General features: G+C 68.5%; 23 protein-coding genes, 1 tRNA gene and 1 other RNA gene. 2 read left to right on the forward strand and 23 right to left on the reverse strand.

The window, feature by feature from the left end; translation table 11 throughout:
• Positions 1-372: 372 nt before the first annotated feature.
• From purD to ffs, 3 genes are all read right to left on the reverse strand, one after another.
• Positions 373-1,629, reverse strand: a complete 1,257-nt coding sequence (gene purD, locus H295_RS0103550; protein WP_020133964.1) for a phosphoribosylamine--glycine ligase — start codon at positions 1,627-1,629, stop codon at positions 373-375.
• 307 nt (positions 1,630-1,936) lie between these two features.
• Complete coding sequence (locus tag H295_RS0103555) at positions 1,937-4,441, reverse strand: DNA polymerase III subunit gamma and tau (protein WP_020133965.1); 2,505 nt, start codon at positions 4,439-4,441, stop codon at positions 1,937-1,939.
• A gap of 98 nt (positions 4,442-4,539) precedes the next feature.
• An RNA gene (ffs, locus tag H295_RS44950) (signal recognition particle sRNA small type) lies at positions 4,540-4,636 on the reverse strand.
• A 72-nt stretch (positions 4,637-4,708) separates the two neighbouring features.
• Between ffs and H295_RS0103560 the strand changes: the two genes are divergently transcribed.
• Positions 4,709-4,796 (forward strand) — tRNA-Ser (locus H295_RS0103560).
• Positions 4,797-4,858: 62 nt separating this feature from the next.
• Here the strand turns inward: H295_RS0103560 and H295_RS0103565 are convergent.
• The 17 genes from H295_RS0103565 to H295_RS0103645 form a co-directional block, all read right to left on the reverse strand.
• Positions 4,859-6,139, reverse strand: a complete 1,281-nt coding sequence (locus H295_RS0103565) for a site-specific integrase (RefSeq protein ID WP_020133966.1) — start codon at positions 6,137-6,139, stop codon at positions 4,859-4,861.
• A gap of 83 nt (positions 6,140-6,222) precedes the next feature.
• The gene (locus H295_RS0103570; protein WP_020133967.1) at positions 6,223-6,450 is read right to left on the reverse strand and encodes a helix-turn-helix domain-containing protein; all 228 of its coding nucleotides are present in this window, start codon (positions 6,448-6,450) and stop codon (positions 6,223-6,225) included.
• Between the two features lie 302 nt (positions 6,451-6,752).
• Positions 6,753-8,315, reverse strand: a complete 1,563-nt coding sequence (locus tag H295_RS0103575; protein ID WP_234021563.1) for a YfjI family protein — start codon at positions 8,313-8,315, stop codon at positions 6,753-6,755.
• Positions 8,312-8,566, reverse strand: coding sequence for a hypothetical protein (locus H295_RS0103580; protein ID WP_020133969.1), 255 nt, complete (start codon positions 8,564-8,566; stop codon positions 8,312-8,314). The genes H295_RS0103575 and H295_RS0103580 overlap by 4 nt, the downstream gene beginning before the upstream one ends.
• Positions 8,567-8,631: 65 nt before the next feature.
• Entirely contained in the window at positions 8,632-9,510 is an 879-nt protein-coding gene (locus H295_RS0103585) for a DNA primase (RefSeq protein ID WP_020133970.1), read from the reverse strand.
• Positions 9,507-10,271 carry a hypothetical protein gene (locus H295_RS0103590; protein ID WP_020133971.1) on the reverse strand — a complete coding sequence of 255 codons (765 nt, stop codon included), beginning with the start codon at positions 10,269-10,271 and terminating at the stop codon, positions 9,507-9,509. Before H295_RS0103590 ends, H295_RS0103585 begins: the two co-directional genes overlap by 4 nt.
• Before the next feature lie 89 nt (positions 10,272-10,360).
• Positions 10,361-10,651, reverse strand: a complete 291-nt coding sequence (locus tag H295_RS0103595) for a hypothetical protein (RefSeq protein ID WP_020133972.1) — start codon at positions 10,649-10,651, stop codon at positions 10,361-10,363.
• A 19-nt stretch (positions 10,652-10,670) separates the two neighbouring features.
• Entirely contained in the window at positions 10,671-11,174 is a 504-nt protein-coding gene (locus H295_RS0103600; protein WP_020133973.1) for a hypothetical protein, read from the reverse strand.
• Positions 11,175-11,185: 11 nt separating this feature from the next.
• Complete coding sequence (locus H295_RS0103605) at positions 11,186-11,380, reverse strand: hypothetical protein (protein WP_020133974.1); 195 nt, start codon at positions 11,378-11,380, stop codon at positions 11,186-11,188.
• A gap of 22 nt (positions 11,381-11,402) precedes the next feature.
• Complete coding sequence (locus H295_RS0103610; RefSeq protein ID WP_020133975.1) at positions 11,403-11,660, reverse strand: hypothetical protein; 258 nt, start codon at positions 11,658-11,660, stop codon at positions 11,403-11,405.
• Positions 11,661-11,801: 141 nt separating this feature from the next.
• Positions 11,802-13,991 carry a cell division protein FtsK gene (locus tag H295_RS0103615; protein WP_020133976.1) on the reverse strand — a complete coding sequence of 730 codons (2,190 nt, stop codon included), beginning with the start codon at positions 13,989-13,991 and terminating at the stop codon, positions 11,802-11,804.
• A 137-nt stretch (positions 13,992-14,128) separates the two neighbouring features.
• On the reverse strand, positions 14,129-14,512 hold the full coding sequence (locus H295_RS0103620) for an RRQRL motif-containing zinc-binding protein (RefSeq protein WP_020133977.1): 384 nt from the start codon (positions 14,510-14,512) through the stop codon (positions 14,129-14,131).
• Positions 14,509-15,633: a hypothetical protein gene (locus H295_RS0103625; protein WP_020133978.1), complete on the reverse strand. Its 1,125-nt coding sequence runs from the start codon at positions 15,631-15,633 to the stop codon at positions 14,509-14,511. Before H295_RS0103625 ends, H295_RS0103620 begins: the two co-directional genes overlap by 4 nt.
• On the reverse strand, positions 15,633-16,298 hold the full coding sequence (locus H295_RS0103630) for a GGDEF domain-containing protein (protein ID WP_028809009.1): 666 nt from the start codon (positions 16,296-16,298) through the stop codon (positions 15,633-15,635). Before H295_RS0103630 ends, H295_RS0103625 begins: the two co-directional genes overlap by 1 nt.
• The gene (locus tag H295_RS0103635) at positions 16,295-16,585 is read right to left on the reverse strand and encodes a hypothetical protein (protein ID WP_020133980.1); all 291 of its coding nucleotides are present in this window, start codon (positions 16,583-16,585) and stop codon (positions 16,295-16,297) included. The genes H295_RS0103630 and H295_RS0103635 overlap by 4 nt, the downstream gene beginning before the upstream one ends.
• A gap of 92 nt (positions 16,586-16,677) precedes the next feature.
• A complete protein-coding gene (locus H295_RS0103640) occupies positions 16,678-17,124 on the reverse strand; it encodes a DUF3307 domain-containing protein (protein ID WP_020133981.1) in 447 nt (148 codons plus the stop codon).
• A 41-nt stretch (positions 17,125-17,165) separates the two neighbouring features.
• The gene (locus H295_RS0103645; RefSeq protein WP_020133982.1) at positions 17,166-17,939 is read right to left on the reverse strand and encodes a DUF4097 family beta strand repeat-containing protein; all 774 of its coding nucleotides are present in this window, start codon (positions 17,937-17,939) and stop codon (positions 17,166-17,168) included.
• Positions 17,940-18,569: 630 nt separating this feature from the next.
• Between H295_RS0103645 and H295_RS0103650 the strand changes: the two genes are divergently transcribed.
• Complete coding sequence (locus H295_RS0103650; RefSeq protein ID WP_020133983.1) at positions 18,570-19,952, forward strand: hypothetical protein; 1,383 nt, start codon at positions 18,570-18,572, stop codon at positions 19,950-19,952.
• On the opposite strand, the gene H295_RS0103655 is transcribed toward H295_RS0103650, so the two are convergent.
• The 3 genes from H295_RS0103655 to H295_RS45195 form a co-directional block, all read right to left on the reverse strand.
• A complete protein-coding gene (locus tag H295_RS0103655; RefSeq protein ID WP_020133984.1) occupies positions 19,949-20,851 on the reverse strand; it encodes a phosphotransferase enzyme family protein in 903 nt (300 codons plus the stop codon). The two genes, H295_RS0103650 and H295_RS0103655, sit on opposite strands and share 4 nt — an antisense overlap.
• On the reverse strand, positions 20,848-21,300 hold the full coding sequence (locus H295_RS0103660; RefSeq protein WP_028809010.1) for a GntR family transcriptional regulator: 453 nt from the start codon (positions 21,298-21,300) through the stop codon (positions 20,848-20,850). Before H295_RS0103660 ends, H295_RS0103655 begins: the two co-directional genes overlap by 4 nt.
• A gap of 96 nt (positions 21,301-21,396) precedes the next feature.
• Positions 21,397-23,397 carry an AAA family ATPase gene (locus H295_RS45195; RefSeq protein WP_158691012.1) on the reverse strand — a complete coding sequence of 667 codons (2,001 nt, stop codon included), beginning with the start codon at positions 23,395-23,397 and terminating at the stop codon, positions 21,397-21,399.
• Positions 23,398-23,536 lie beyond the last annotated feature (139 nt).

Below are 23,536 nucleotides of genomic sequence, written 5' to 3' on the forward strand. Positions count from 1 at the left end.
CTCACCCCCTCCCTGCGGTCCTGAATGCCCAGCTGTCCTGGCGTTGCTCACTCCCCCACTGTGGCAGCCGCCACTGACATCGCAATGCCGGTGGGCCAAGTGCCGGACCGCTTGCGCCGCACCCTAGTTGGGCCCCGCGCCCCCGTCAGCCGTATGGCGCCCCGGTCACTCGATGGAATGGCTTTGGGGAAAGGTGGATGACGTACAGCAAAGATCAGGCCCCGAATCCTTAGACGGATCCGGGGCCGATCGGGTTGTTCGGGGGCGGGCGGTTCGCCCCGATTTTCGAGGCCGTACGACTTGATGTTCGGGGCCGCGCAACTTGCTGTTCGGGGCTGTACGACTTATCGGGCTCGACTTCTCGGGCTCGACTTATCGGGCTTCGGAGGCCGCCTTCGCCGCGATGTCCGTCCGGTGCTGGGAACCGTCGAGGCCGATGCGGGTCACCGCGCGGTACGCGCGCTCGCGGGCCTCGGTGAGGTCCTTGCCCGACGCCGTGACCGACAGGACGCGGCCGCCGGCGCTGACGACGGCGTCGCCGTCCCGCTTGGTGCCGGCGTGCAGGACGTAGGCGTGCGGGGCGTCCTGGGCAGCCACCTCGTCGAGGCCGGTGATCGGGTCACCGGTGCGCGGGGTGCCGGGGTAGTTGTGCGAGGCGATGACCACGGTGACCGCGGCGTCCTCGCTCCAGCGCAACGGGGGCAGGTCCTCGAGGTTGCCGCTCGCGGCAGCGAGCAGGACACCGGCCAGCGGGGTCTTGAGACGGGCCAGCACGACCTGGGTCTCGGGGTCGCCGAAGCGGGCGTTGAACTCGATCACCCTGACGCCCCGGGAGGTGATCGCGAGACCGGCGTAGAGCAGGCCCGAGAAGGGGGTGCCGCGGCGCCGCATCTCGTCGACGGTCGGCTGGAGAACGGTCTGGAGGACCTCGTCGACCAGCTTGGGGTCGGCCCAGGGCAGCGGGGAGTACGCGCCCATGCCGCCGGTGTTCGGGCCTTCGTCGCCGTCGAGCGCGCGCTTGAAGTCCTGGGCGGGCTGGAGGGGCAGAACGGTGTCGCCGTCCGTGATGGCGAACAGGGAGACCTCGGGGCCGTCGAGGAACTCCTCGATGACGACCCGCTCGCAGGCGGCCGCGTGCGCCTTGGCCTCGTCGAGGTCACTGGTCACGACCACGCCCTTGCCCGCGGCGAGACCGTCGTCCTTGACGACGTACGGGGCACCGAAGGCGTCGAGGGCCTCGGCGACCTCCTCGGGGGTCGTGCAGACGTAGGAGCGGGCGGTGGGGACTTCGGCCGCGGCCATGACGTCCTTGGCGAAGGCCTTGGAGCCCTCGAGCTGCGCGGCCTCCCCGGACGGGCCGAAGACCGGGATGCCCGCGTCGCGCACGGCGTCGGCGACGCCCGCGACGAGCGGGGCCTCCGGGCCTACGACGACGAGGTCGACGCCGAGTCGCTGCGCGAGCGCGGTCACGGCGGCACCGTCGAGGGCGTCGACCGGGTGCAGCTCGGCGACCTCGGCGATGCCGGCGTTGCCGGGGGCGCAGTGCAGAGCGCTGACGTCGGGGTCGAGGGACAGGGAGCGGCACAGGGCGTGTTCGCGGGCGCCGGTACCGATGACGAGGACCTTCACGGGGGTCAGCCTAACGGGGTTTTTGTGGGGGGTTCCTAAGGGGTGAGGACTCGGGACTCGTAGGTTCGTCCAAGGAGGGGGGTGCTGTCCGGGGCTGTGTTGTGCCGGGGGTGGGGGTGAACTGGCTTGGGGTGTCTCTGAGTTCGGCCGGGCCTGGCGCGGGGTTGCTGAGGGCTGACGAGGCCTGGTGTGGGGTTTGCCGAGGTCCGACGAGACCTGGTGCGGGGTTTGCCGAGGCTGAGGCCTGACGAGGTCTACCGGGGCTGCCGACTCCGCGCCCTGCGTCGATCGGGCGCGGCTGTTGCCTCTACTCGTTGGTGAATTCCTCGACGACCGTCGCTCCGAGTTCGCGCACGATCAGGTCGTAGCCGGACAGGGCCGACTCGTTGAGGTCGGGGTCGTCGTCCTCCGGGATGTCGTCCTCGATGGAGACAGGTGGGGGTTCCGGGGCGGAGGGGCGGGGCGCGGGGGCCGGGGTCGGAGTGGGGGGTGGGGTGGGCCGGGCCGTGGACGTGGGTGACGGCGAGGTCTGGGGGGCGGGGGCGGCGTAGCCTCCCGGGCTGCTGGGGCCCTGGGCGGTGCCGGAGTTGTATCCGCCGGGGGCGCTGGGGGTTCCTGTGGGGCCGGGGTTTGCGCCTCCGCCGTAGCTGCTGGGGCTGCCGTAGCTGCCGGGGCTGCTGAAGCCGCCGGATGCCGGGCCGGCGGCTCCGCCGCCCGACGGGTCGACCAGCGCCTCGACCTTCCACTGGACGCCGAACTGCTCGGTGAGGGCCTGGCGCAGCACCTCTTCGCTGCCGCTGCTCGCGAAGTTGTCACGGGCGCCGGCGTTGACGAAACCGAGCTGGAGGGTGGTGCCGTCGAAACCGGTGACCTGGGCGTTCTGGCTGAGCAGGATCCAGGTGAAACGGCGGCGGTTCTTGACCGCTTCGAGGATGTTGGGCCAGAGCTGGCGGGGGTCGAGTCCTCCGGCTGGAGGCGCGTAGGCGGTGGAGGCGGGAGCCGCGGGGGCGGGCTGAGCCGGTGCCGCCGGGGTGGCCGCGGGGCGCTGCACAGCGGGCGCCTGGGCCTGACCGGTGCCGGCCTGAGCGGCGGTGGGCCAGCCTCCGGGACGTCGGCCACCACCGGCGGGGGCGGCGGTGGGCCAGGCGCCGAGGGCTGGGGCGGAGGTGGATGTGGGCGGCTGCTGGTGGGGGTCGCCCTGGGTGGGCGGGCTGGGCTGGTTGGGCTGCGGGGCTTGGGGGGCGAGGCCTTGATCCGCGGGAGAGCTCTGCGCCGGGGCGGTGGGCGCCCCCGAGGGCGTGCCGGTGGCCGTGGGCTGAACGGTGGGCGAGCCGGTGGCTGCGGGCGGCGCCGAGTCGACCGTAGCGCCGGGGTGTCCGCCAGTGGTGCCCGCTCCGGCGGGGAGGCCGCCGGGGGCTCCCGAAGCCGCCCCCGTCGCCCCCGCGGCCCGCACCGCGGCGCGGGCCGCGGCCGGGCCTCCGCCGGGCGGGACAGGAGCCGTCGGAGCACCGGCGGGACCGTGGGCACTGTGGGCACCGGGAGCCGCTCCCCCATGTGCTTCGGGTCCCGGCACGTACCCCGCTGCCATTCCCACTCCCGCTCCCGGGCCCATGCCCATGCCCATCGCGGGGGTGCCGGCGCCGGTGGAGAAGTTCACGCCGCGCTCGATGCGGTCGAGGCGGGCCATCACGGAGCGCTCGTCGCCGTAGGCGGCGGGGAGCAGCACGCGCGCGCAGATGAGCTCGAGCTGGAGGCGGGGCGAGGTGGCGCCGCGCATCTCGGTCAGACCCTCGTTGACGAGGTCGGCGGCGCGGCTGAGCTCGGCGGCGCCGAAGATGCCGGCCTGGGCCTGCATCCGCTCGATGACGTCGGCGGGGGCGTCGATGAGCCCCTTTTCGGCGGCGTCGGGAACGGCGGCGAGGATGACGAGGTCCCGCAGCCGCTCCAGCAGGTCGGCGACGAACCGGCGCGGGTCGTTGCCTCCCTCGATGACACGGTCGACGACCTCGAAGGCGGCGGCGCCGTCCCCGGTGGCGAAGGCTTCGACGACGGAGTCGAGGAGGGAGCCGTCGGTGTAGCCGAGGAGGGAGGTGGCCATGGCATACGTCACACCCTCCTCACGCGCACCGGCGAGGAGCTGGTCCATGACGGACATGGAGTCACGCACGGACCCCTGACCGGCGCGCACGACGAGCGGCAGGACACCGTCCTCGACGGGGATGTTCTCCTTGCCGCACACCTCACCGAGGTACTCGCGCAGGGTGCCGGGCGGCACGAGCCGGAAGGGGTAGTGATGGGTCCGCGAACGGATCGTGCCGATGACCTTCTCGGGCTCGGTGGTGGCGAAGATGAACTTGAGGTGCTCCGGGGGCTCCTCGACGACCTTGAGCAGCGCGTTGAAACCGGCCGACGTGACCATGTGGGCCTCGTCGATGATGTAGATCTTGTAGCGGCTGCTGGCGGGCCCGAAGAAGGCCTTCTCGCGCAGCTCACGGGCGTCGTCCACGCCACCGTGGGACGCGGCGTCGATCTCGATGACGTCGATGGAACCCGGGCCGTTCCTGGCCAGGTCCTGACAGGACTGGCACTCGCCGCACGGGGTCGGCGTGGGGCCCTGCTCGCAGTTCAGGCAGCGGGCCAGGATGCGCGCACTGGTCGTCTTGCCACACCCGCGCGGACCGCTGAACAGGTACGCGTGATTGACCCGGTTGTTCCGCAGCGCCTGCTGCAACGGGTCGGTGACATGCTCCTGCCCGATGACCTCGGCGAACGACTCCGGGCGATAACGGCGGTACAGCGCGAGAGACGACACGCATACGAGGTTATAGGCGCCCACTGACAACGAGACCCTCGCGAGCCCTCCGCCGGGACCCACCCCGCTCGGCCCGCACCCGGGCCCGGCCCAGGAAACGCAGACGCCCCCCACGCACCCGCCAGAGCCAACCTACCCTTGCTGCCTTCCGGCCCTGGGGGAGTTCAGTCAGATAGCGCCGCGTGAGGGGCTGCCCAAACAGTACCCGATGGCGGGGGGTGGGAACGAGTTCGCGAGCACTCCTCAACGTCTTGTATTGTTTGCCGCGGAGGATTCGCCTAGAGGCCTAGGGCGCACGCTTGGAAAGCGTGTTGGGGGCAACCCCTCACGAGTTCGAATCTCGTATCCTCCGCCAGTGCCTCACCGGGCACGATGTCGAAGGGCCCCACCGCAAGGTGGGGCCCTTCGTCGTTGTCCTCAGCCCTCGTTGTCCTGGTTTTTGTCCACAGCGGGTGTTCCGGGGGCTCCCCAGATGGCTTCGGCGATCTTCCGGGCGACGTCCTTGAGCATGGCGTCCGGCACATGCAGGTACCTCGCCCGCATGCTCGCGGACGTACCCGGCTCCCACCCCATGATCTGATCGATGACCCGGGCCGGGACACCGAGCAGCATGAGCACGGTGGCGGCCGTGTGCCGGGCATCGTGCAGCCGGCCGGTCCGGACCCCCGCGTCTTCCAGCAGGCGCTTCCAGTCGTGATAGTCCGTGTTCGGGCTCAGCGGGCCACCGAGCGGCTTGGTGAACACGTAATCCGACTCGGTCCACAGGTCGCCGGCCGCCTTGCGCTCGCGCGCTTGCGTCTCGCGGTGCGCACGGAGCATGGCGACCAGCGGGCCTGGCAGGGGCACGGCACGGCGGCCGGCGCGCGACTTGGTGTTCTTGGTCTCACGCCGTGCCTGCACCTTGGACGGGCAGTACCCAGCCTTCCGGCCGCACGGCGAGGCTTCCGGGCACCCGTGCTCATATCGGGGGCGCAAACGGTTCCGGCGCAGTTTCAGGTACTCGTTGTCCAGGTCAACGTCAGACCATCGCAGTCCGAGTGTTTCGCCCTGTCGCAGTCCGAGCGCAAGCGCGAGCATCCAGCGGGCGCTGTTCCGGCGCTTGTTGGCTTCGAGCAACAGGCACTGGACCTCTTCAACGGAGTAGGGCTCAACCTCGGATTCGTCCTCTTCCATACGTGGCGGCTTGGCCAGTGCAGCGGCATTCTTCGCCGCGTAGCCACGCCGGACCGCCTCCCCCAGCGCGGTGCGGGCGGTGCGGTGGGCCTGGTGAGCCGTACCCGCCTTGCGTTCCCCGTTCGCCTGCATGCGGCGGTACAGGCTCTCCAGGTGCTCGGGCTGCAAGCGGTCAAGCCGGTGCTTGCCGATACCGGGCACGAGGTGGACGCGGACGGCGACCTCGTAGCCGTCGTAGGTGTTCTCGCTGACGGTCGGCTTGGCGATGTTCTCAACCCAGTGCTGAAGCCACTTCTCAACCGTCCACGCCTTGCCCGGCTGTTGAGCCGAACCCGTGTCGCGCTGCTTCTCCAGCTTCTTGACCTCTGCAACCAGGTCATCGCGCGTCTTTCGGGTGATGTGACGGCGGTAGGGCTCCCCGTTGTCCTTGTAGCCCATCGGCACGCGGGCGTGCCAACGACCGTCCGCCCCGAAGTAGATCGCGGATTCGCCGTTGGCACGGCGGGTGCCCTTCTTCTCTGCCACAGGCAGGCTCCTGTTTCTGGTGTCGGGATGGGGGCCGGGGCGGCGGGTTGTCCTGTCCGGGAGCACCGCCGCCCCGGATTTCGTCAGGAGGCGCGTTGGGTTGCCCGGAGACGGGCGACGTACGCGGCCGGGGCGTCAGCGGGGACGCGGCGGAGGCGCCCGACGGGTACGGACTCCAGCTCTCCGGAGCGGATCAGCGCGTAGCACGTGGTTCGGCCGATGCGGAGTCGGCGGGCAGCCTCTTCGACCTTGAGGAGTACGAGGGTCGGGTCGTCGTCGGTGGGGGTGGCGAGGGTGTCGTGTTCGTCCAAGGCTCACTCCGGTGGGGATGAGTGCGTGGGTAGGTGCCGCCACAGAAACCACGAAATACACAGAAACCCGGGACCACGGGGCTGACCTGCACTGATGCGGGGCGGTGGCCGCTGCCACAGAAATCGACGAAGGTTCCACAGAAATAAGGGGGCCGGTCGGGCGGGGCGGGTCGGGCTTATTTCTGTGGCTTCTCTGCGAGATTCTGTGGCGGAGTGCCGCGAGCCCCCCGATCGGTCTGTCTGTGCAGGTCAGGCGGCTTGCGGCGGGTATTTCTGTGATTCTGTGGTTTCTGTGGGCGGTTTCAGGTGGTGGGGTCGGTCAGCCGGGGGTGGACCCAGTAGCGGGGCGAGGGCGGTCGTCCGCGTCCGCCGGTACGGACGACGGGTTGGGCTCGCACGTATCCGTGGTCTTCCAGCAGGTTCAGCGTCGGATCCAGGTCCGCGGCGGTGGGGCACTCCGAGCGAGAGAGCTTGACCATCAGGTCGCGCTTGCTGAACTCGGCCCACCGGTGCGTGCGCAGTGTCTCGAGGACGCTGTGAGCGCGAGCGGTGGCGTTGTCGGCTCCCATGACGTCGAACGCGGCGAGGGCATGGGCGGTGTAGTACTCCCCCAGTTCGATCGCCGCGTGCATGGTGTCGGCGGTGACGGGGTGGGCGTAACCGCCTCCGCCCTGGCCGGCGAGGTGCAGCAGCGCGGCCATGCGGGCGGTCGCCCCGGCAAGTTTTCCGGCCCAGTTGGAGATGTGGCCCAGCGTGCCGCCGCGTGCCTTGAGCTTTGGTTCGATGCGCTTCTGATAAGCGATCAGGGCCGCGTCCGCCTGGGGAGAGAGTTGGATGACAGCCGGGTCGGTCCACTCCGCCAACGACAGCGTCAAGTCGATGACCTTGGCGGTGTAGGCGGCGGCCGTCTCTTCCGGGACGGGGTCGGTGATGATCTCGCGGTCACCGACCGTGGACACCGGCAGGGAGTACAGGAAGCGGGCCAGCAGTCCGCGTCCCTCGAACCCCTTCACCTTGCCGATGTCCCTCAGTACGTCCGGCTGCACGGCCAGGCCGATGGTCAGGGCGGGGGCGTCGATGTACTCGCGGCGGGTCTGCCGGTTGACCCTCAGCCGGTCCCCGGCATGTCCCTTGAGGAAGACCTCCATGTTCGGGGCCCCGGAGTACCGTCCGGCGATGATGTCGAAGATGCCGCCCTCAGCGCTCATCACCGACAGCCGGCCGCCCTGTTCGGACATGAGTGAGGTGACCGTCTCGGGTGTCGAGTCGTCCGCCAACAGGACCGGTTCGGCCGGCACGGTGAGCGTGTCGGCGGTCTGCGCGAGGCCCACGGCGGTTCGCACCATGTCGTCGCGCTTGTCACCGTCGGCGGACGCGGCCTTGGCGGCGGCCTTGTCGGCCGCTTCCTTGGCCAACCTCGCGGTCAGTTCCGCTTCCACGATCACGGGCTTCATTGCGGTCTTGAGCTGCTTCTCCGCCTCATAGAGCGGGTTGGTCAGCAGCGCGAACACGGCGGACTTGCGGTTCGCGGGCGGAAGCGCCACCACGGTGTAGAGGTTCGTCGGTTCCCGCCAGTTGCCGCGCACGTGGACCACGGACCGGCCGCCGGCCGCCGTGGCGAGCACGGCCAGGGCGATCGATCCGGCGAGGTCCACCGGGGTCTGCGTCTCCTGCGCCACGGCCGTCACGAACTCCCCCAGCCAGGCGGGGAGGACGTGGGCGGGGAACGGGGGACGCTCGCGGCGGCCGGTGAGGGGAATGGGGTCCTCCCACACATCCGGTGCCGTGTCGTCCTCACCGGGCGGGTCTTGCAGGGTGGGCAGTCCGGCCCACAGGTCGGGGCTGTCCACAGGCTGTGGAGTCATGAGGCGGCCCTCCCTTCGGCGGTGGTGGTGTGGGGGCAGATGCCGACGATGACGCGGGCGGTCAGCCTGATGACGGCGGCACGGCCCCGGGCGCGTTCGTGCTCCCCGCAGGCACAGAGCCAGTCCGCGACGGGAATGCCCTCCAACTGGATCTGGAGTCCCGGGGTGATGCCGGTGGCGGTGACCGTGTGCGGGTCAGAGCCAACGGCAGAAAGGACGCCCTTGCGGGCGGCGCCCTTCGGTTCGCCCACGGTTGGCCGTGGCAGACCCTGTGCGGCGCCCTGAGGGTCGTTCGCGGGGTTTCGGGATGGTTTGTTCATGCCGCCCGCTCCACAGCCGTCTCAAGGCCGTTGGCGACCGCGCGGCGCGCGTACCCCTCGGGGACGCCGACGGAGACGGCGGCGGTGACGATCTCCTCGCCGATCGCGGCGAGGCCGCACGGCCCGGGGCAGTCGGTGTGTTGGGCGGCGAGGAACCGGGCGACGCCGAACGCCTGTGATCCGGCGCCGGATTCGGTGCGGGCGCGTACGAGGGCGAGGCCGCGTTCCAGTCCGGTGCGGACGTAGCGCTCGGTGTGGCGGCACCCGGTGGCCACCGACCGGTTCCACGGGGCGCGGGTGGGGAGAGAAGAGGCCACCCCGCGCGGGGCGGGGGTGGTGTCTTCCTTCACCACCAGGGCGCGCACGGCCGCCGGGAGAACGGCCATGCGGCCGGTTCCGGGACCGAGCCAACGGGCGTACTGAGCAAGGGACTTGACGTCGACACCCGGCCGGACCGCGTTCGCCGACGGCATGGCGCCCAGGTAGAGCCAGTGTTCGCCGCGCGTGGTCGGCACGATCCGCGTGGCGGGCAGGGTCGCGTGGGCCCAGTCGACGGCCCCCGCGTTGTCCAGGTCGACGACCGTCAGCCCGGCCCCGCCGGGGTGGTAGGCGATCGCCACCGCCTCGCGCCACGCCGGCGCCCACGCGGGCGAGGTGAGGACGTGCGGGTCGGTGGTCGCGGCGGCCCACGCGTGACACGGCGCCGGGCACCGGCAGGGACCGGCCGCCTTCATGTGGGGCCGTCCGCCGCACGCATTGTCCTTGCAGGTGCGGCAGTTGCCGAACGGGACCTTGCCTGCCCGCAGGGGCAGGACCGGGACGCCAGCTGTCGCGAGGGTGAGCGCGGCATTCAGGGAGTTGGGTGTGGTGTTCACGCAGCCACCCCCAGCGCGGGCGCTCCCAGGTGAGCGAGGGCGGCGCGGCCGATGAACTCGGTGTAGGCGGGCGGGATGGCCTCGGTCAGTTCCTCGCGGACGTCGGTCCACGTGATGCCCATGGCTGTCTGGAGTTCGGGGACGGTGGGCTTGCCGCCGCCGTTGCCGTACGCGGCGACATAGGGGCCGTCGTAGAAGCGGCCGTGTCGGTAGCCACGTACCCGGCCCCGGTGCGGGACGTGCGCCGGCCGATCGGTGGTCCAGCCGCCCAACTCGAAGTTGCGGTGCCGGATCACCCCGAGACCGAACATCTCGCCGCACAGCGTCAAGTCCTTACGGATCTTCGCGCGGCCGTTGGGCTGTTCCATCACGTACGGCAGTCCGGTCGCGTCCAAGAGGTCGCGGGTTGGCGCCACGAGGTCGACGTGGGTCCGGCCCCAGCCTTGCGAGGCGTTGGTGCCCACGGTCAGCGCGCATCCGTGCTGGCACGGCGGGGAGGCGTGGATGAACGCGTACCGGCGGATCTCGCCGGAAGCGATCAGGAGCGCGAGGTAGGTGAGCGCGTCGCCCCGGTGGTACGGGAAGGGGTAGTTGGGGCGGTCGGCGATGTCGCAGCCGTCCACCGCGAACCCGGCCCGGTGGTAGCCGACGGCGGCACCGCCGGCGCACGAGAAGAGATCCAGCAGACGCGGCCGGGACTCTCGCCCCGACCGGGTGACAAGGGCCATGCGGCCCTCGCCGAATGCGCGCGGTTGGGTCATGCTGTAGGTCTCCTGATTCTGTTTCGTCGGGATGGGAGACCGAGGGCGGCGTGTTGTCCTTGTCCGGGAGCCGCCGCCCTCGGGCAGAGCTAGAAGGGCGGTTCGTTGCTGTAGCCGCCGGGCCCCCACGGGTCAGGAGCGGCCTTGCGGCGGCGCAGCCACCGGGGCCGGTGCGGCAGGGGAAGCAGGAACCAGCGCTGGTTCTCGTTCCAGCACCCGCAGGGCTCCCACTCGGAGCCGGCGTACTCGCCGGTGTGGTCGCCGTAGTCGTACTCGAACCCGCCCTCGCCGCCGCAGTCACGGCAGTTCGGGCGCGGGGTGTCGGTCAGGACCAGGACCCGGCGAGGCCAGTGGGCGACCTGAATGCGCAGTCGGATCACGGGGGTTGCTCTCCCTCGGTCAGCGGCGGTGGTCGTTGCGGGTGCGCGCGAAGATGCCGCGCGTGTGGGTGGTGGTGTGCTCCTGATGGACCGGCCCGGTGTAGTGGTGGTGGTGCTCGTCCGGGGCGGCCTCGCCGATCCGCCGGAACAGGCGGGCGAGGGCGAGCACGGGAACGGCGACGGCGGCAGGCGCGGCGCAGATCATCCCGATGACCGTCGGGTCGGCCTCCCGGGAGGCGACCAGTACCCCGATCGCGATCAGGCCGGGCGGGACGGTGGCCAGTCCGGCGGTGAGCATGAGGCGGGAGGCGTCCACGGCCCGCTGGGACATCGGCGGCACCCCCGGCTGTGCGACCGGCGGCATGTCGCCGTGCGCGGGCAGCGGGTTCGTGTCCCGGTAGGAGGTGGGGATGACGGGGGCGGGACGGTAGGCGTCGGCGATGATGCGCGCGGCCTCGGTGGCGGCCTGGTCGTCCGTGAGCGGGACGCCGGTCCGGTCCGGGACGGGGCTGGACTCGTGCACGGGAGCCTCTTTCAGTTGCCGAGGGCGGACAGGGCGTCGGCGGTCGCCTTGACGACGCTGACGATGGGGTCGTATGCGCCGGTCCCGGCGGTGAAGAACCCGAACAGAAACAGCACGATCGCGGCGCCGCCGCCGGCGGACTTGGTCTTGACGGCAAGGGCGGACGCGGCGCCGAACAGCAGCACGGCGGAGATGTCGAAGATCACGGGGTGCCTTCCGGGCGGGCGGTCAGGGGGTGTCGGTGCCGGCGCGGTAGATGCGGGCCCAGCGGTTGTAGAGCCAGCGGCCGACGCGGATGCGCTTGCCGGTGGCCTTGCAGCGGCGGCAGTCCTTGCCGCGCTTGGGCCGTCCCTTGCGGTCGGTCTTCAGCGCGTGGCCCATGCCGTGGCACTTGCGGCAGTTGCCGAACGGCGAGGCCGCACACAGACAGCTGTAACCGAGCGTGACTATGAGCAGGCATGCGATAGCAGCGAGGATGGGGGTCATCGGGGGCCCTCCGGGCGGGTTTTCGCGGGTTTCCGCAGGTGGGGTGCTATCCGCTAGATCGCAGATGGGGTGCGGTTTGAGGTGCTAGCGGGGGTGCTACCGGTAGCAGGTGCCCCTGCTACCGGTAGCACCGTGTCGGGGCTATGCGGCGCCCGGCTTTTCGTTACGCTCCGCAATCGCCTTGAGGAGGTCGGCGCGGACGATGCCGCGCCGGGTGGTGCGGGCGCCGTCCTCGGTCGTGCCGGCCACGTCGCGGGTCTTGATGCCGTGCGGCTTGAGCGCGGAGGTGACGTTCTCGCCCTTCCACCCGCCGTAGACGTCGGGGCGCAGTTCGGCCAGGCGGGCGGCGATCCGCTCGTTCCACACCCGCTCCTCCGCCTCCGGCACCACCGCGACGACGTCGGCGAGCAGGTCATAGGCCGGGCCGGTGACCGCCTCCGGGGCCTCCCCGAGGGCGTAGCCGGACAGGAGTCCGGCCTTCTCGCGCACGGTGCGGGCGCGGGCGGCGACGCGTTCGGCCATCGGCGCGTCCAGGAACGTGCTGGAGACGATCCGGGCGTCCGAGCCCTCACCCACGAAGTAGTGCAGGCCCTTGTCACCCCAGGCGAACATGGTCGCCCGCACCCCGCGCTTGTAGGAGGACGTACCGAGGACCATGTCGTTCTCGGTCTGGCCCATGACCTTCAGGCAGAACCGGGTGCTGGCATTCGCAGAGATGCCGGTGGGCAGCGACTTGGCGTCGGGCCGCTGGGTGGCCAGCAGCAGCACGATCCCGGTGGCGGGGCCGCGCTTGACCAGGTCGGTGGCGATCTCCTCGAACTCCTTGCCGTGCTCGGCGTGCTCGAACAGCACCTGGCACTCATCCACCCCGATCACGATCGGGTGCAACCCCAGCGACCGCTTGTCCGCAAGAGCGCTGGTCACCTTGGACTCGGGGCAGATGTCCCTAGGCAGCGAGCGGATCACCTTGGTACGGCGCCGCAACTCCTCACGCAGAGCGCGGAAGTCGTTCAGCACGTACAGGATCGTCTCGATTTCCTCGCCGACGCCGTGCCGGTGGGAGACCGCCTCGCCGACCGTGTCGAGGTCGCCGGTGCCCTTCATGTCGTAGGTGTGCAGCTCTGCCCGCGGATCCAGTGCCGCGATCAGCATGAGCAGGCGGAGGAGGAAGGTTTTGCCCATGCGGGGGATTGCGCCGATGACGCCGGCGATGAACATGAGCGTGACGTCAACCCAGCGTCCGCGCTGGTCAGTGCCGTACGGGATGGCCTTGAACAGGTCCACCGTTCCGGACTTGAGCAGCGGCCATGCGGGCTTGGGAGCGGCCTTGAGAGTCTGGTCGCCCACCCACAGCACGAGGTGTCCGGGGTGTTCCTCGGACTCGGCTTCCGGCCAGACGCAGCCCAGCGGCCGGCGCAGACCGGACGCGAGGCGTTCGCGCTTTTCGATGACGTCGGTGACGGTCACGCCGTAGGGCAGGTTGCCTTCCGCGCGCCAGCCGGGGCCGTCGCGGGTGATCGGGGCGGTGAACTCGAACCCGTCCCGCCCCTTGGCCTGCGCCTGGTTGATCGCGGGAATGCCGATCGCCCCCAGCGCCCGCAGCACAATGTCCGAGGTGAGCTTGGACGCCTTGGGCACCTCAACCGCCCGGTGAATGACCGGCTGGTCGGCCTTACGGCCGTTCACGCCCAGCGCCAGCACCAGGGCGCCCACCGACAGGGCCTGCAACCAGTCGGGCGCCATGACATAAATCGCCAGCGCCAGACCCAGGCCGATGAACATGCCCAACACCGTGACCAGGGTGCGCAGTCGGACCCGGCCGTCGCGCTGCCGGGACAGCTTCAAGTACTCGGCAGCGTCCTCGCGCCGTACGGCGGCGAGGCGGACGGGTTCGCCCTCGCGGTCGGCCATCCAGCGCATGGTGCCGCCCACGAACCGGGCCAGCCCGGACGGGGCTTGCATGGTCAGCCGGGCGGCATACACCGGGGTGCGCAGGGCGTGGTACCCGGCGGTGTGGGCGTAGTGGCGGGCCACCCACGCGGTCGCGGTCTTGAGTTCGGCGACCGAGCGCAGCCACAGCGGGACCACGTCGCGGCGTTTGGCAGCGGCCAGTCGACCGAGGTAGCCGGGACCGGCCGCTTTCACGGCCGGGTCGTCGACCAACCGTCGGGCGGTCGGGTCGGCCGACTCGGGGTCGGGGGTGGTCGACTCGCGTGCGGCGCGGGCCTTGTCGAGGTCGACCACGTCCGCCCCCTCGCTGGGGGTGGTGTCGGAGGCCATTTCGGCTTCCAGTCGGTTGAAGAGTTCGTTGTCGTCGTCGGGGTGCTTCACTGAGATTCCTTCCACTTTCGGGTGTGAGGGAGAGCGGGCCCGGCCGACGCTGTAGGAGGTGGGCGGCCGGGCCCGTGAGAAGAGAGTCAGCCCAGACAGGGCCATGCAGGGCACGCAAAGTGCGTGCCCTGTGTGATTCAGGCAGCGCGCTGTTCCTCGGGAAAGGCGCAGGTCACGCAGGCTCCGAGGGTGGGCGGGATGACGTATCCGGCATCCGCGCCGCACTCGGGGCAGCGGCGGCGGGCGCGCATCATCGCTTCGTGCGCACGCCACCGGCCCGGCGTCATCGGACGCACCGGCCGGGCGAGATCGATGCGGTACAGGTACGCGGTCAGCGCCTCCCGACGGCGACGCGGCCTCAGGACCTGAGCCGCGATCTCCTGACCGCCGGGCCGCAGTCCACGGATGCGGAGTTGGCGGCGGGTGGCCATGCCGTCGGGCGCGTAGCGCCACGGGTAGGTGGGGATTCCGAAGCGCTCGCCGTCCGGGTCGAAGCAGTCGGCCAGCGTCAGCCGCTTCACGGGCCGGTGGCCACGGCAACACGCTCGGACAGGAGCGTGTCCCGCAGCATCCGGGCGTTGGCCGGCGAGGTGTGCACCTCGCGGCGGATGCCCTCCGCCGTGATCCTGCTGTCCGGCCAGGTGGCCGTGACCGTGCGGGCCTCAGCCAGCAACTCATCCGCCGTGCGCTTGTGCCGGACCGGCCGCGCCGCCTGAGGTACCCGACCGGTGGCCCGACGGGGTCGACTCGATGCCGCCGGGACCGACCGCACGACCGGCGCCGCAGGCGGCGCAATCGGGGCCGGGGCGGGGGCGACCGGTTTGAGCGGGAGAGTCGACTTGCCCAGGTCGACCGCGACCGGATCGGGGACCGGAAGTCGGGTCAGTACGACCGACGGCGCCGGGGTCGATTCCCGCAGGTCAGCCATAGACCGATTCCTCATGGTATCGGTAGATTCCTCCGCATTCGCATCCACGTCGGGAAGCGGGGCGAGAGCGGGGGCAGTCCCGCCGAACATCGAGCCGAGCGCGGCATCCGCACCGGCCGTGATCCGGTCGCGCTGGACGTCCAACAGCCTCGATCCGAGCCCCGCGTCCCCGACTCCGACCTTGCGGGCCAGACGCCACGACTTACGCTCCGAGAACTTCCTGACCCAAGCGGTCGGGTGCTGCGCGGCGCGGGCGCGGTGGTAGGCGAGGGCTTGGACGATGTCGGCGGTGCGCCGCTCATGCTCCGCGTCGCGGCCGTCGGTGTGCACGACGATCCGGCGGGCGAGGAACGCCATGCCCTCAGCCGACACTGACATGCCTATCGGGGTCAGGGCGTAGATCACGGTCCGGCCGGCATCCGGCGCGGCCATGGCGCCCATGACGGCGGCGGCGGCCGGAAGCGCCCACAGCCCCGCCCGGACGATGCGCGGGGAGGACTGGCCCAGCATGGTCAGTCCCAGCAGGACCAGGGCGAGCACGGCCGTGGCACCCTCACCGGCGGCGAGCGCCCCCAGCGCGGTGCCCTTGCCGTAGGCGTGCCCGATGTTGCTGTACGTGCCGATCCCGCCGAACACGCCGGTGGCGAGCATGGGCACGAACGCGGCGGTCAGGACACCGATCTGCGTGTTCGTCAGCGATGTGCGGGCGTTCATCACGCCACCTCCTTGCCGGTGGTGCCCGGCCGGCCGTAGCGGCGGCCGTGAACGGTGGGCAGCGCGGGAGTCCTCTCGAAGTACGGGGCGATGCTGGCTCCCCCGCCCTCGCGCTTGGCCCGGTACATGTGCTCATCCGCCTGCCGCAGCAACGCGGACAGGTCGGCGGTGCCGCGCCAGTAGCGGGCGGCCCCGACCGAGACGAACACGTCGATGTCCCGGCCCTCGAACGGCACCGGCCGCTCAAGGCTGCCAATCAGTTCCAGCACCTTGGCGCTCACGTTGCCGGTGACGGTGTCGGCCTCGCCGCACACGTCGACAACGGCGGCGAACTCATCCCCGCCCAGCCGTCCGGCCACGCCGTGGTGCCCGGCCGCCCACACTCCCAGCCGCATGCCGGTCGCGCGGATCACCGCATCCCCGGCCGCGTGGCCGTGGGTGTCGTTGATCTCCTTGAACCAGTTCAGGTCCAGTACGAGCACGGCGCGCTGCTGTCCCTTGGACAGGCTCTGTGCGGCGCGGGCCTCGAACGCGTCCCGCGTCCACAGACCGGTCAGCGGGTCGCGGCGGGCGGCTTCGATCCGACGCGCGAGCCGCAACGCGTGGACCGACCATCCGGCCGCCAGCGGCAGACCGGCAGCGGCGGCGAACATCAGCCCGCTCATGCCGCTTCCCCCGTCCCCGACCGGTGGCCGCGAACCGAGCGCAGGAACGGCACGGTGCGGGTCAGCGCGTCGGCGTACAGGGCGTCCCAACCGGCGATCTCGTCACCGGCCGCCGCCTCCGCCCGCAGGTCGGCGAGGACGTCGCGGGCCGCGTCCTCGCGGGCCGTGCGGTCGTCGTCCGTCTCGAACTCCAGCGGGCCCCGGAACAGTTCGACGTCGATGCCGAGCGCTAGTTCCGCGAACTCCAGGTCGCCATACGCCTCTTGGCCGGCGACGTAAGTGCGCATACGCATGATGGGGTCTCTCCTTGAAGCGTCGGGAAGGGCGCGGGGCGGTCGGTTGTCCTGTCCGGGAGCGACCGCCCCGCGAAGAACGGGGGTCAGACGGTGGCGATGATGAGCGCGGCGACCAGAAGCCACAGGTGGTGGAAGGACTGGTCAAGCGCGTAGGCGCCGGTGCCGATGTGCGGGTTGTCGTCGCGGCCGGCGCGCGGGGCACCGAGTCGGTAGAACTCGCCCTTGCCGGTCACGCGGGCCAGCCACGCGAGCGTGGTGCGTCGGTCGGCCCACCAGTGCGTGACCGCGTCGACCGCGAGGCCGACGACGACACCGGGTACCGACAGGGGCAACCCCAACAGCGCGGCGGCCGGGATGAGCACGGCGAGCTTGGTGAGCGTGAGGGTGGCGACGTGCCGGGCGTCCGCGAGACGGCCGACCCAGCCCGGGCGGCCCTTGTGCGCAGACTGGTGTGAGGTCTGCACCCAGTGATCCCCCACGCTGTGGGCGACGTACAGGACGATGAACACGGCGGCGAAGACGGCAGGCATCGGGCGACTCCTAGTCAGAGGTGGCAGGGCCGGGCGATGGTTCAGCCGTTGCGGACGCGGCCGGAGACGGTGTTGGCGGACACGCTCAGGTGCCGGGCACCGGCCAGGCGGACGTCACCGGAGACGCTGTGGGCGCTGACGTGCCCGGACGCGCCGTTGGTGGCCCGCACCTCGATGTCCCCGGAGGTGGTGCCCAGGGTGGCGGCCTGTCCGTCGTACAGATCGATGTCGATGTCACCGGAGACGGACTGTGCGGTGATCTGCTCGGTGACGCGGCCGGCGTGGATGTCGCCGGAGGTGGTGTTGGCCCGCAGCTCGCGCACCCCGTCGGCGTCCAGGTCGCCGGAGACGGAGCGGAACTCGATCCGGTCGACGTAGCCGAACACTTCGGCGTCGGCGGACTGCGAGACGACCGCGAGGGAGGAGTGCGGGGGCAGGCATACCGTGGCTTCGATCGGGCTCACGGTCTGCATGCTGTTCATGCCGCCGGAGACAACGCGGCCGTTGACGATGGTCACGCCGGTCACCGAGCCGTAGACCGTGCTGACGTTCTGCACGATGCGGTTGCCGCGGTGGCTCTGCACCATCACGTTGCCGGGCATCTCCGGCACCTCGATGCCGAACGCCTGCCCGTTCTGTGTGGCGCGGGCGCGGCTCACGGCGTCGGCCGCCGGGCCGGTGGGGTCGTCGGTGCGAAGGACCACGCGGGCGGTGGTCAGGCTGTCGAGCACCTGGACTCGGACGCTGCCGACCGGCAGCGACAGGCCCAGCACGATGGGGCCGGAGGTCTCGGAGACGAAAACGCGCTCGGTCATGGGCTACTGCTCCTGACTGCGTCGGGAAAGGAAGACCGAGCACGGCGAGTTGTCCTTGTCCGGGAGCCGCCGCGCTCGGTAAGCAGGCCAACGCCGCACGAAGCGACGGGCCAAGTGCCCCGGGCCCGATCCGATCGGGCGCCCTCACGGCGTGATGCCGGGGCGGTGACGATGTCTCCTTCGGGGGTGCCGCGCCCGTATCAGGTAGCTCGGCATGACCCCGTTGTAGGCGTATGGAGACGTGACCTTTCGGTCTAAGCCCTCCCGAATGACCAGGGTCGGGTGCGCCCTCGGCCCGCTCTGTCCCGGGCCCCTTGAGACCGCGTCCGGTGGACATGGCCCCCATTGGTCGTGCTGCGGTGCCACACACCCGCAATGCGTGGTGTGTATTACCTACCACTCACGTTGGCAGAAGGATTCCGCGCCGTCAACCCGTGGCTTTCGACTCGGAACCGCCGGCCTGCCCCGTGCGGTGGTGATTCAACTGTCGCCATCCGGGGCCCAGTTCGGGAGCGAGTACTTGGGGGTGCACTCGTGCACTCCTAGGTGCGAACCCTCTGCACCCCGGGCCTGACCTGCGTAGAGTGACGATGAGTCAAGCTGCTACTACGGCCGCACTCTGGGGGTCCCATGGCAGACCGGAACGCCAGGCTGGCCGCGCTCATGCAGGAAGGCGACTTCTCGCACAAGTCCCTTGCTCGCGCGGTGGTCGCCGCGGCCGCTCGGTCAGGTGAAGACATCACCTGCGATCACACGTACGTCGCGCGATGGCTCAAGGGGGCGATCCCGCGCGGCAACATGCCGCAGTTCCTCGCGGATGCCGTCGGGCAGAAGGTGGGGCGCCGGCTCACCCTGGACGACATCGGCATGGGTGACGCGGCCGTGTCCTCAGTACAGCCTGACCTGGGACTTGAGTTCGCAGACAGACCCGATACAACGGCCAAGACCGTCAGGGACCTCTGGCGGGCCGACCTCGCTGAGGCTGAGGTTCTGGTCAGAGCGCAGCCGGATTCAGCCGCCTGGAACACGGCTTCCCTACGTTGGATCGTCGCCCCGCCGGACGGGGAGCTGACGCGCGCGGGTAACCGTGCGATCGGCACGGTAGACGTTGAAATGATCCGTTCCACCGCTGACGCCTTCAGCATGCTCGATGGCAAGTTCGGCGGTGGTCACGCCCGACGCGCGCTGATCCAGTACCTGCACACCGACGTCCGGCCGATGCTGGACGGGAAGTACTCCGACTCTGTGGGCAAACAGCTCTACTCGGCCGTGGCGGAAGCGCTTTTGCTTGCCGGGTGGATGTCGTACGACAGCGGCCTTCACGGCATCGCTCAGCGGTACTTCATCCAGGCACTGCGCATGACGCAAGCAGCAGGAGACCGGCTCCTTGGCGGCAGCATCCTTTCCGCGATGAGCCACCAGGCCACGTTCCTCGGGCGCTATCAGGACGCGGCCACCCTTGCTAGGGCGGCCTACACAGGACCGGCCAGCGTGCTGGGCCCTACGATGTCCGCGCAGTTCCGCGCCATGGAGGCGCGAGCCCTGGCCCGTCTCGGCGACGAACGAGGGTGCGACCTCGCTTTGGTGGAGGCAGAACGCAAGCTCAGCCAACGGACCCCGGACAGCGATCCGCCGTACATCGCCTATTTCGATGAAATAGAACTTGCAGCCGAGATCGGCCACTGTTTCCGCGATCTGGGTCGGTCCGCAGAAGCGGCAGAACGTGGCGCGGGGTCAATCTTCGGTGACGGCCTGAACAATCGAAGCGATTTTTTCGCCACGATGGTGCAGGCCGAAGCTTTTATCAATCAAGGTGAAGTCGGGCGCGGCTGTGAAATCGCCAAGACTGCGCTGCAACTCGGCGAGGGGCTGAAGTCAGCGCGCTGCGTTCAATACGTTCGAGAATTTCGCGAACGCGTTGGACCAATGATGCGGGGCGCTGTAGAATTCCGCACCTTCGTGGAAGAAGCACGCACCTTCCGCCTGTGGCAGCAATGCACCTTGACGTCCTAGAAGGGCGCCCAGTCTCGGCGTGATCCTCCCGACCGGAGAGTCGCCACCCGCTTCTCGACTTCCTCCGCTGCACGCGGATTGGCGCCGGCATTCTGCGAGAGCCACGTAACCATTAGCAGTTCACGGATGCTCCTGAGAACGGTATACCCGGACCATTCCCGCACGTCGAAACCGTACCCGGCAACGAAATCGGCATACTCGGATTCTGTGTGCCAACCGAAGCTGTCGTAGTACATGGCAGTCTGCATGAGGTCCCACTCTCGGGGGCCCGTGACGAACCCGTCCAGATCAATGACCTTCGGACGGCCGTCCGCGTCACGCAGGACGTTGCCGACATTGAAGTCACCGTGCAGATGTCCTACCGGAAGCGCGAACTGGAGACGGCCGTAGTCAGCCGTCAAATCGTCGGCCATGGATCGGAGGAACGCGCGCGTTGCATCCGGGATGGCGGCATGATTCAAGCGCTGTGCAACCTTGTCAAAAGGCTGGAGAGGCGGGAGCAAAAAAGGCGGCGGCTCCAATTTGTGGAGCCAACGCAGCAGTGCACCCATTTCCCCCGTACTCGCGTACGTGTCGCCGTCGGAGAGACCCTCCCAGAACGTCACCGGGTGCCCCTGAACGACGACCGGCTGTTCGGCAGCCGTGACGAGTCGCGCCGCCGGGTATCCCTCGGTCGCGAGCCATTCCGCTACGGCCACTTCCCTCCGTACGGAGGGCAGCCTGTCAGGGCTGCGGCCAACCCGGGAGACGATACGGCCGCCGTCTATACGGAACACCGCATGGTCCCCGAACCGCAGCATCTCGATGCCATCCGGGTCCACGCGCGCGACCTCGCACGCCTTGCGCAGGATGGCGCCCGCGGCGTCAGCGTCGAACTCAGTTCGTTTGGTCGTCGTCATGCCGTCTGTGTCCCCCGACCGACAGGCAACGCACGTACTTGCCGACCTCGCGCGGCGCCTTTGCCGATGAGCCCTTGCCCCTCCATCTGTGCGAGGGCGGATCGGACGGCCGTCCGCGAGGCTCCGAACCGGTCGCACAGTTCCTTCTCTGTGGGGAAGCGGTCACCGACGTTGACCCCGTCGGCCCTCAACAGGTCGGTCACCTTCTCGACCAACGGCCGGCGGTCGCCACTGCCCGCGACGTACCAACCGGCTCCCTGGACTGACTCGATGACCCCTTCGGCCTTGAGCACGGCAAGCGCCCTCTCGATGGTGCTGCGGCTCACGTTGTACGCACTCATAAGTTCGGCCTGTGAGGGCAGAGCCTGAGTGATCTCACTTGCCTCGATCTTTCGGCGCAGTGAGTCAGAGACCTGCAAGTACGTACCTCGCGGACTGGCCTGCGGCACGTGGCCTCCCCTTCGCAACTTCACTGGGCGTCTGCCCTTCACCTCTACCCCAGCTTCCCATGGTGGGACCATCCTCAGCCCTCTGGGTCGAGAACCTCAGTGCTGGTTGGCCTTACGAATCGAATTAGCGAGGTTCACTACACGTTCCTTCAGGTCCAGCACATCCCAAATCTCCTGCGACCCACGCACCGCAACGCGAGCAATCTCGACCTTGTCCGGAGTTACGACACCAGGCTCACCTTCTTTCTTGCGCTTAACGCCAGAAAAAACGTCACCATATTTCCCCCGCGGTTTGACGGGGCTTGCGGATGAATGAACCTCCTTGGCCGCCGACTCGAAAATTTCCGCTGGCACATAATTCTCAATTTCTCGTCCGGCAGTAACCCATGCGAAGCCACCACTGGAAGAGAACTCATCCAGAATCCTCACCTTGGTCGCCCTCAGAGAATCTTTATCGGACTTCAGATCGGAATCGATCACGATCGCCATATTCCTATTAATCTTCAGCAAAAGAATAAAATCCTCCACGGCGCTCTGAGGGGCAAGCCACTCTGCGCCACTTAGGTGGGATAGCAGCTTTCCGCCATAAAACATGACACTGTAATGGATGCCTTCAACGAGTGAAGGAGCGAAAAGGCGGATCCAGTGGTTCAAGTAGATCCGATCCGAAGGCCCTTCAACCCAAATTACGTAATTAGATTGCAGGATGTCGGATGCTCGATATCCTAGGCTCTGGGAGATTCGCGCCCTGTTGTGCTCCGTGACCGCAGTGCGAATCTCCGTTCCACGTTCATATGTGTGAGAAATATCGACTACCATCACTTGAGGATTGTCCATCAGGCTTGTCGAATGGGTGCTCAACAGATAGCGATTATCCGTCTCATCCATCAAATATCGAGCGAGCTTACGAAGCAGAATGGGATGGAGATGGACCTCAGGTTCCTCGATACAGACAAGGGCGCCCGAATACCAGGTAGCCGCTGCTGCGAGCATAACCACCTGCGAGACTCCGGCCCCTAGACTCTCAATGGGGAGAACTCGACCTCCTACGCTTACATGCACTGTGGTGCTGTTGTAGGGAATAGCGATCTGGGCATCCCCTTCCTCAAGTACGGTTTGAAGAAACGTATTGATTCTTTGAAATTTCTTCGAGTCTTCGCGATATCGTTCCGCCGACGGAGAGTGGAGAGCGTGCAGAAAGCCCGGGAGACCTCGCCCATCCAGGCGAGCCAAATTGGGCTCCGGAGATCCACCCGAAACAATCTCCCTAAAGGCCGGAATGACAATTACTTTTGGATAAACCAAAGGTCCGACGAGTCGATACATGATATTCAGGATATTTCCCTCGATCCCTCCAGCACTACCCGTCAACGAGCCAGCAGCAGAGGCGATTTCCCGTTCCATTCCTTGCAATTCCTCAATGACCTGCTGGAGTGCACCACTACTAAGGACAGGCGTTCCACTTTGGGTATCACGCTTGAACCGAAACCAAAATGCCTTATCTTCGGCACTATAAACCCCAGGGTGACTAACGATAGCTCGCAAAGCATTCTTGGAACGCTGCTCGATGTGCGGAACCTGCTGAAATACCTCTTCCAGAAGGCTGGTGGGTTCATCGCTTTGCATCGCAACCCCGAATCCGAAAGGCGGGATTGCACTCCCCTCGGGGAGGATTGGAACATCCAGGGGATCCAAATCCGCGATCGATGTTCCACCCCCAGACAATGGAGAAAGGAATTTTTCGGCAAACCTGAAGATGTTGCTCTTTCCGCTATTGTTCGGACCAGCAACAACCGTCATCTTGCCGAGAGGGAATAGCCGCTGCGGGTCTGAGTAGAAGCTTCGGAATCCAGCGATCTCAAAGCCTGAAATCTCACTCATTCTTAAGCCTCCGATGGAGAAGCGACGAATCTGCCTATCTATATAGCCATTGTGGTACATGTGCATGCCTGAGGTCAGGAGGATCGAGAACTTCAGTTGGAGCTGCTGGGCGGCGGAGACCCCAAAACGGGCGATCGCCAGATGGAGCCGCCCGCTATCCGGTGTGATGGAACACGGCCTACTCATCTTGGAGGACGCGCAATGCCCATGTCTCACGCAGAGATCTTGATACCAGCGGAAAGTGCCGGGGGGTCTTGGAATCTCAAGTGGCAGCTCAAGTGCCCCGCATGCGGTAACGACGCAGTTGACCGAGCCGACGAGACCGGCGACCACGAGGCAGTGACCGTGCAGCCCG

Source organism: Streptomyces sp. 351MFTsu5.1 (genome assembly GCF_000383655.1).
In the GTDB taxonomy this organism is placed as follows: domain Bacteria; phylum Actinomycetota; class Actinomycetes; order Streptomycetales; family Streptomycetaceae; genus Streptomyces; species Streptomyces griseorubiginosus.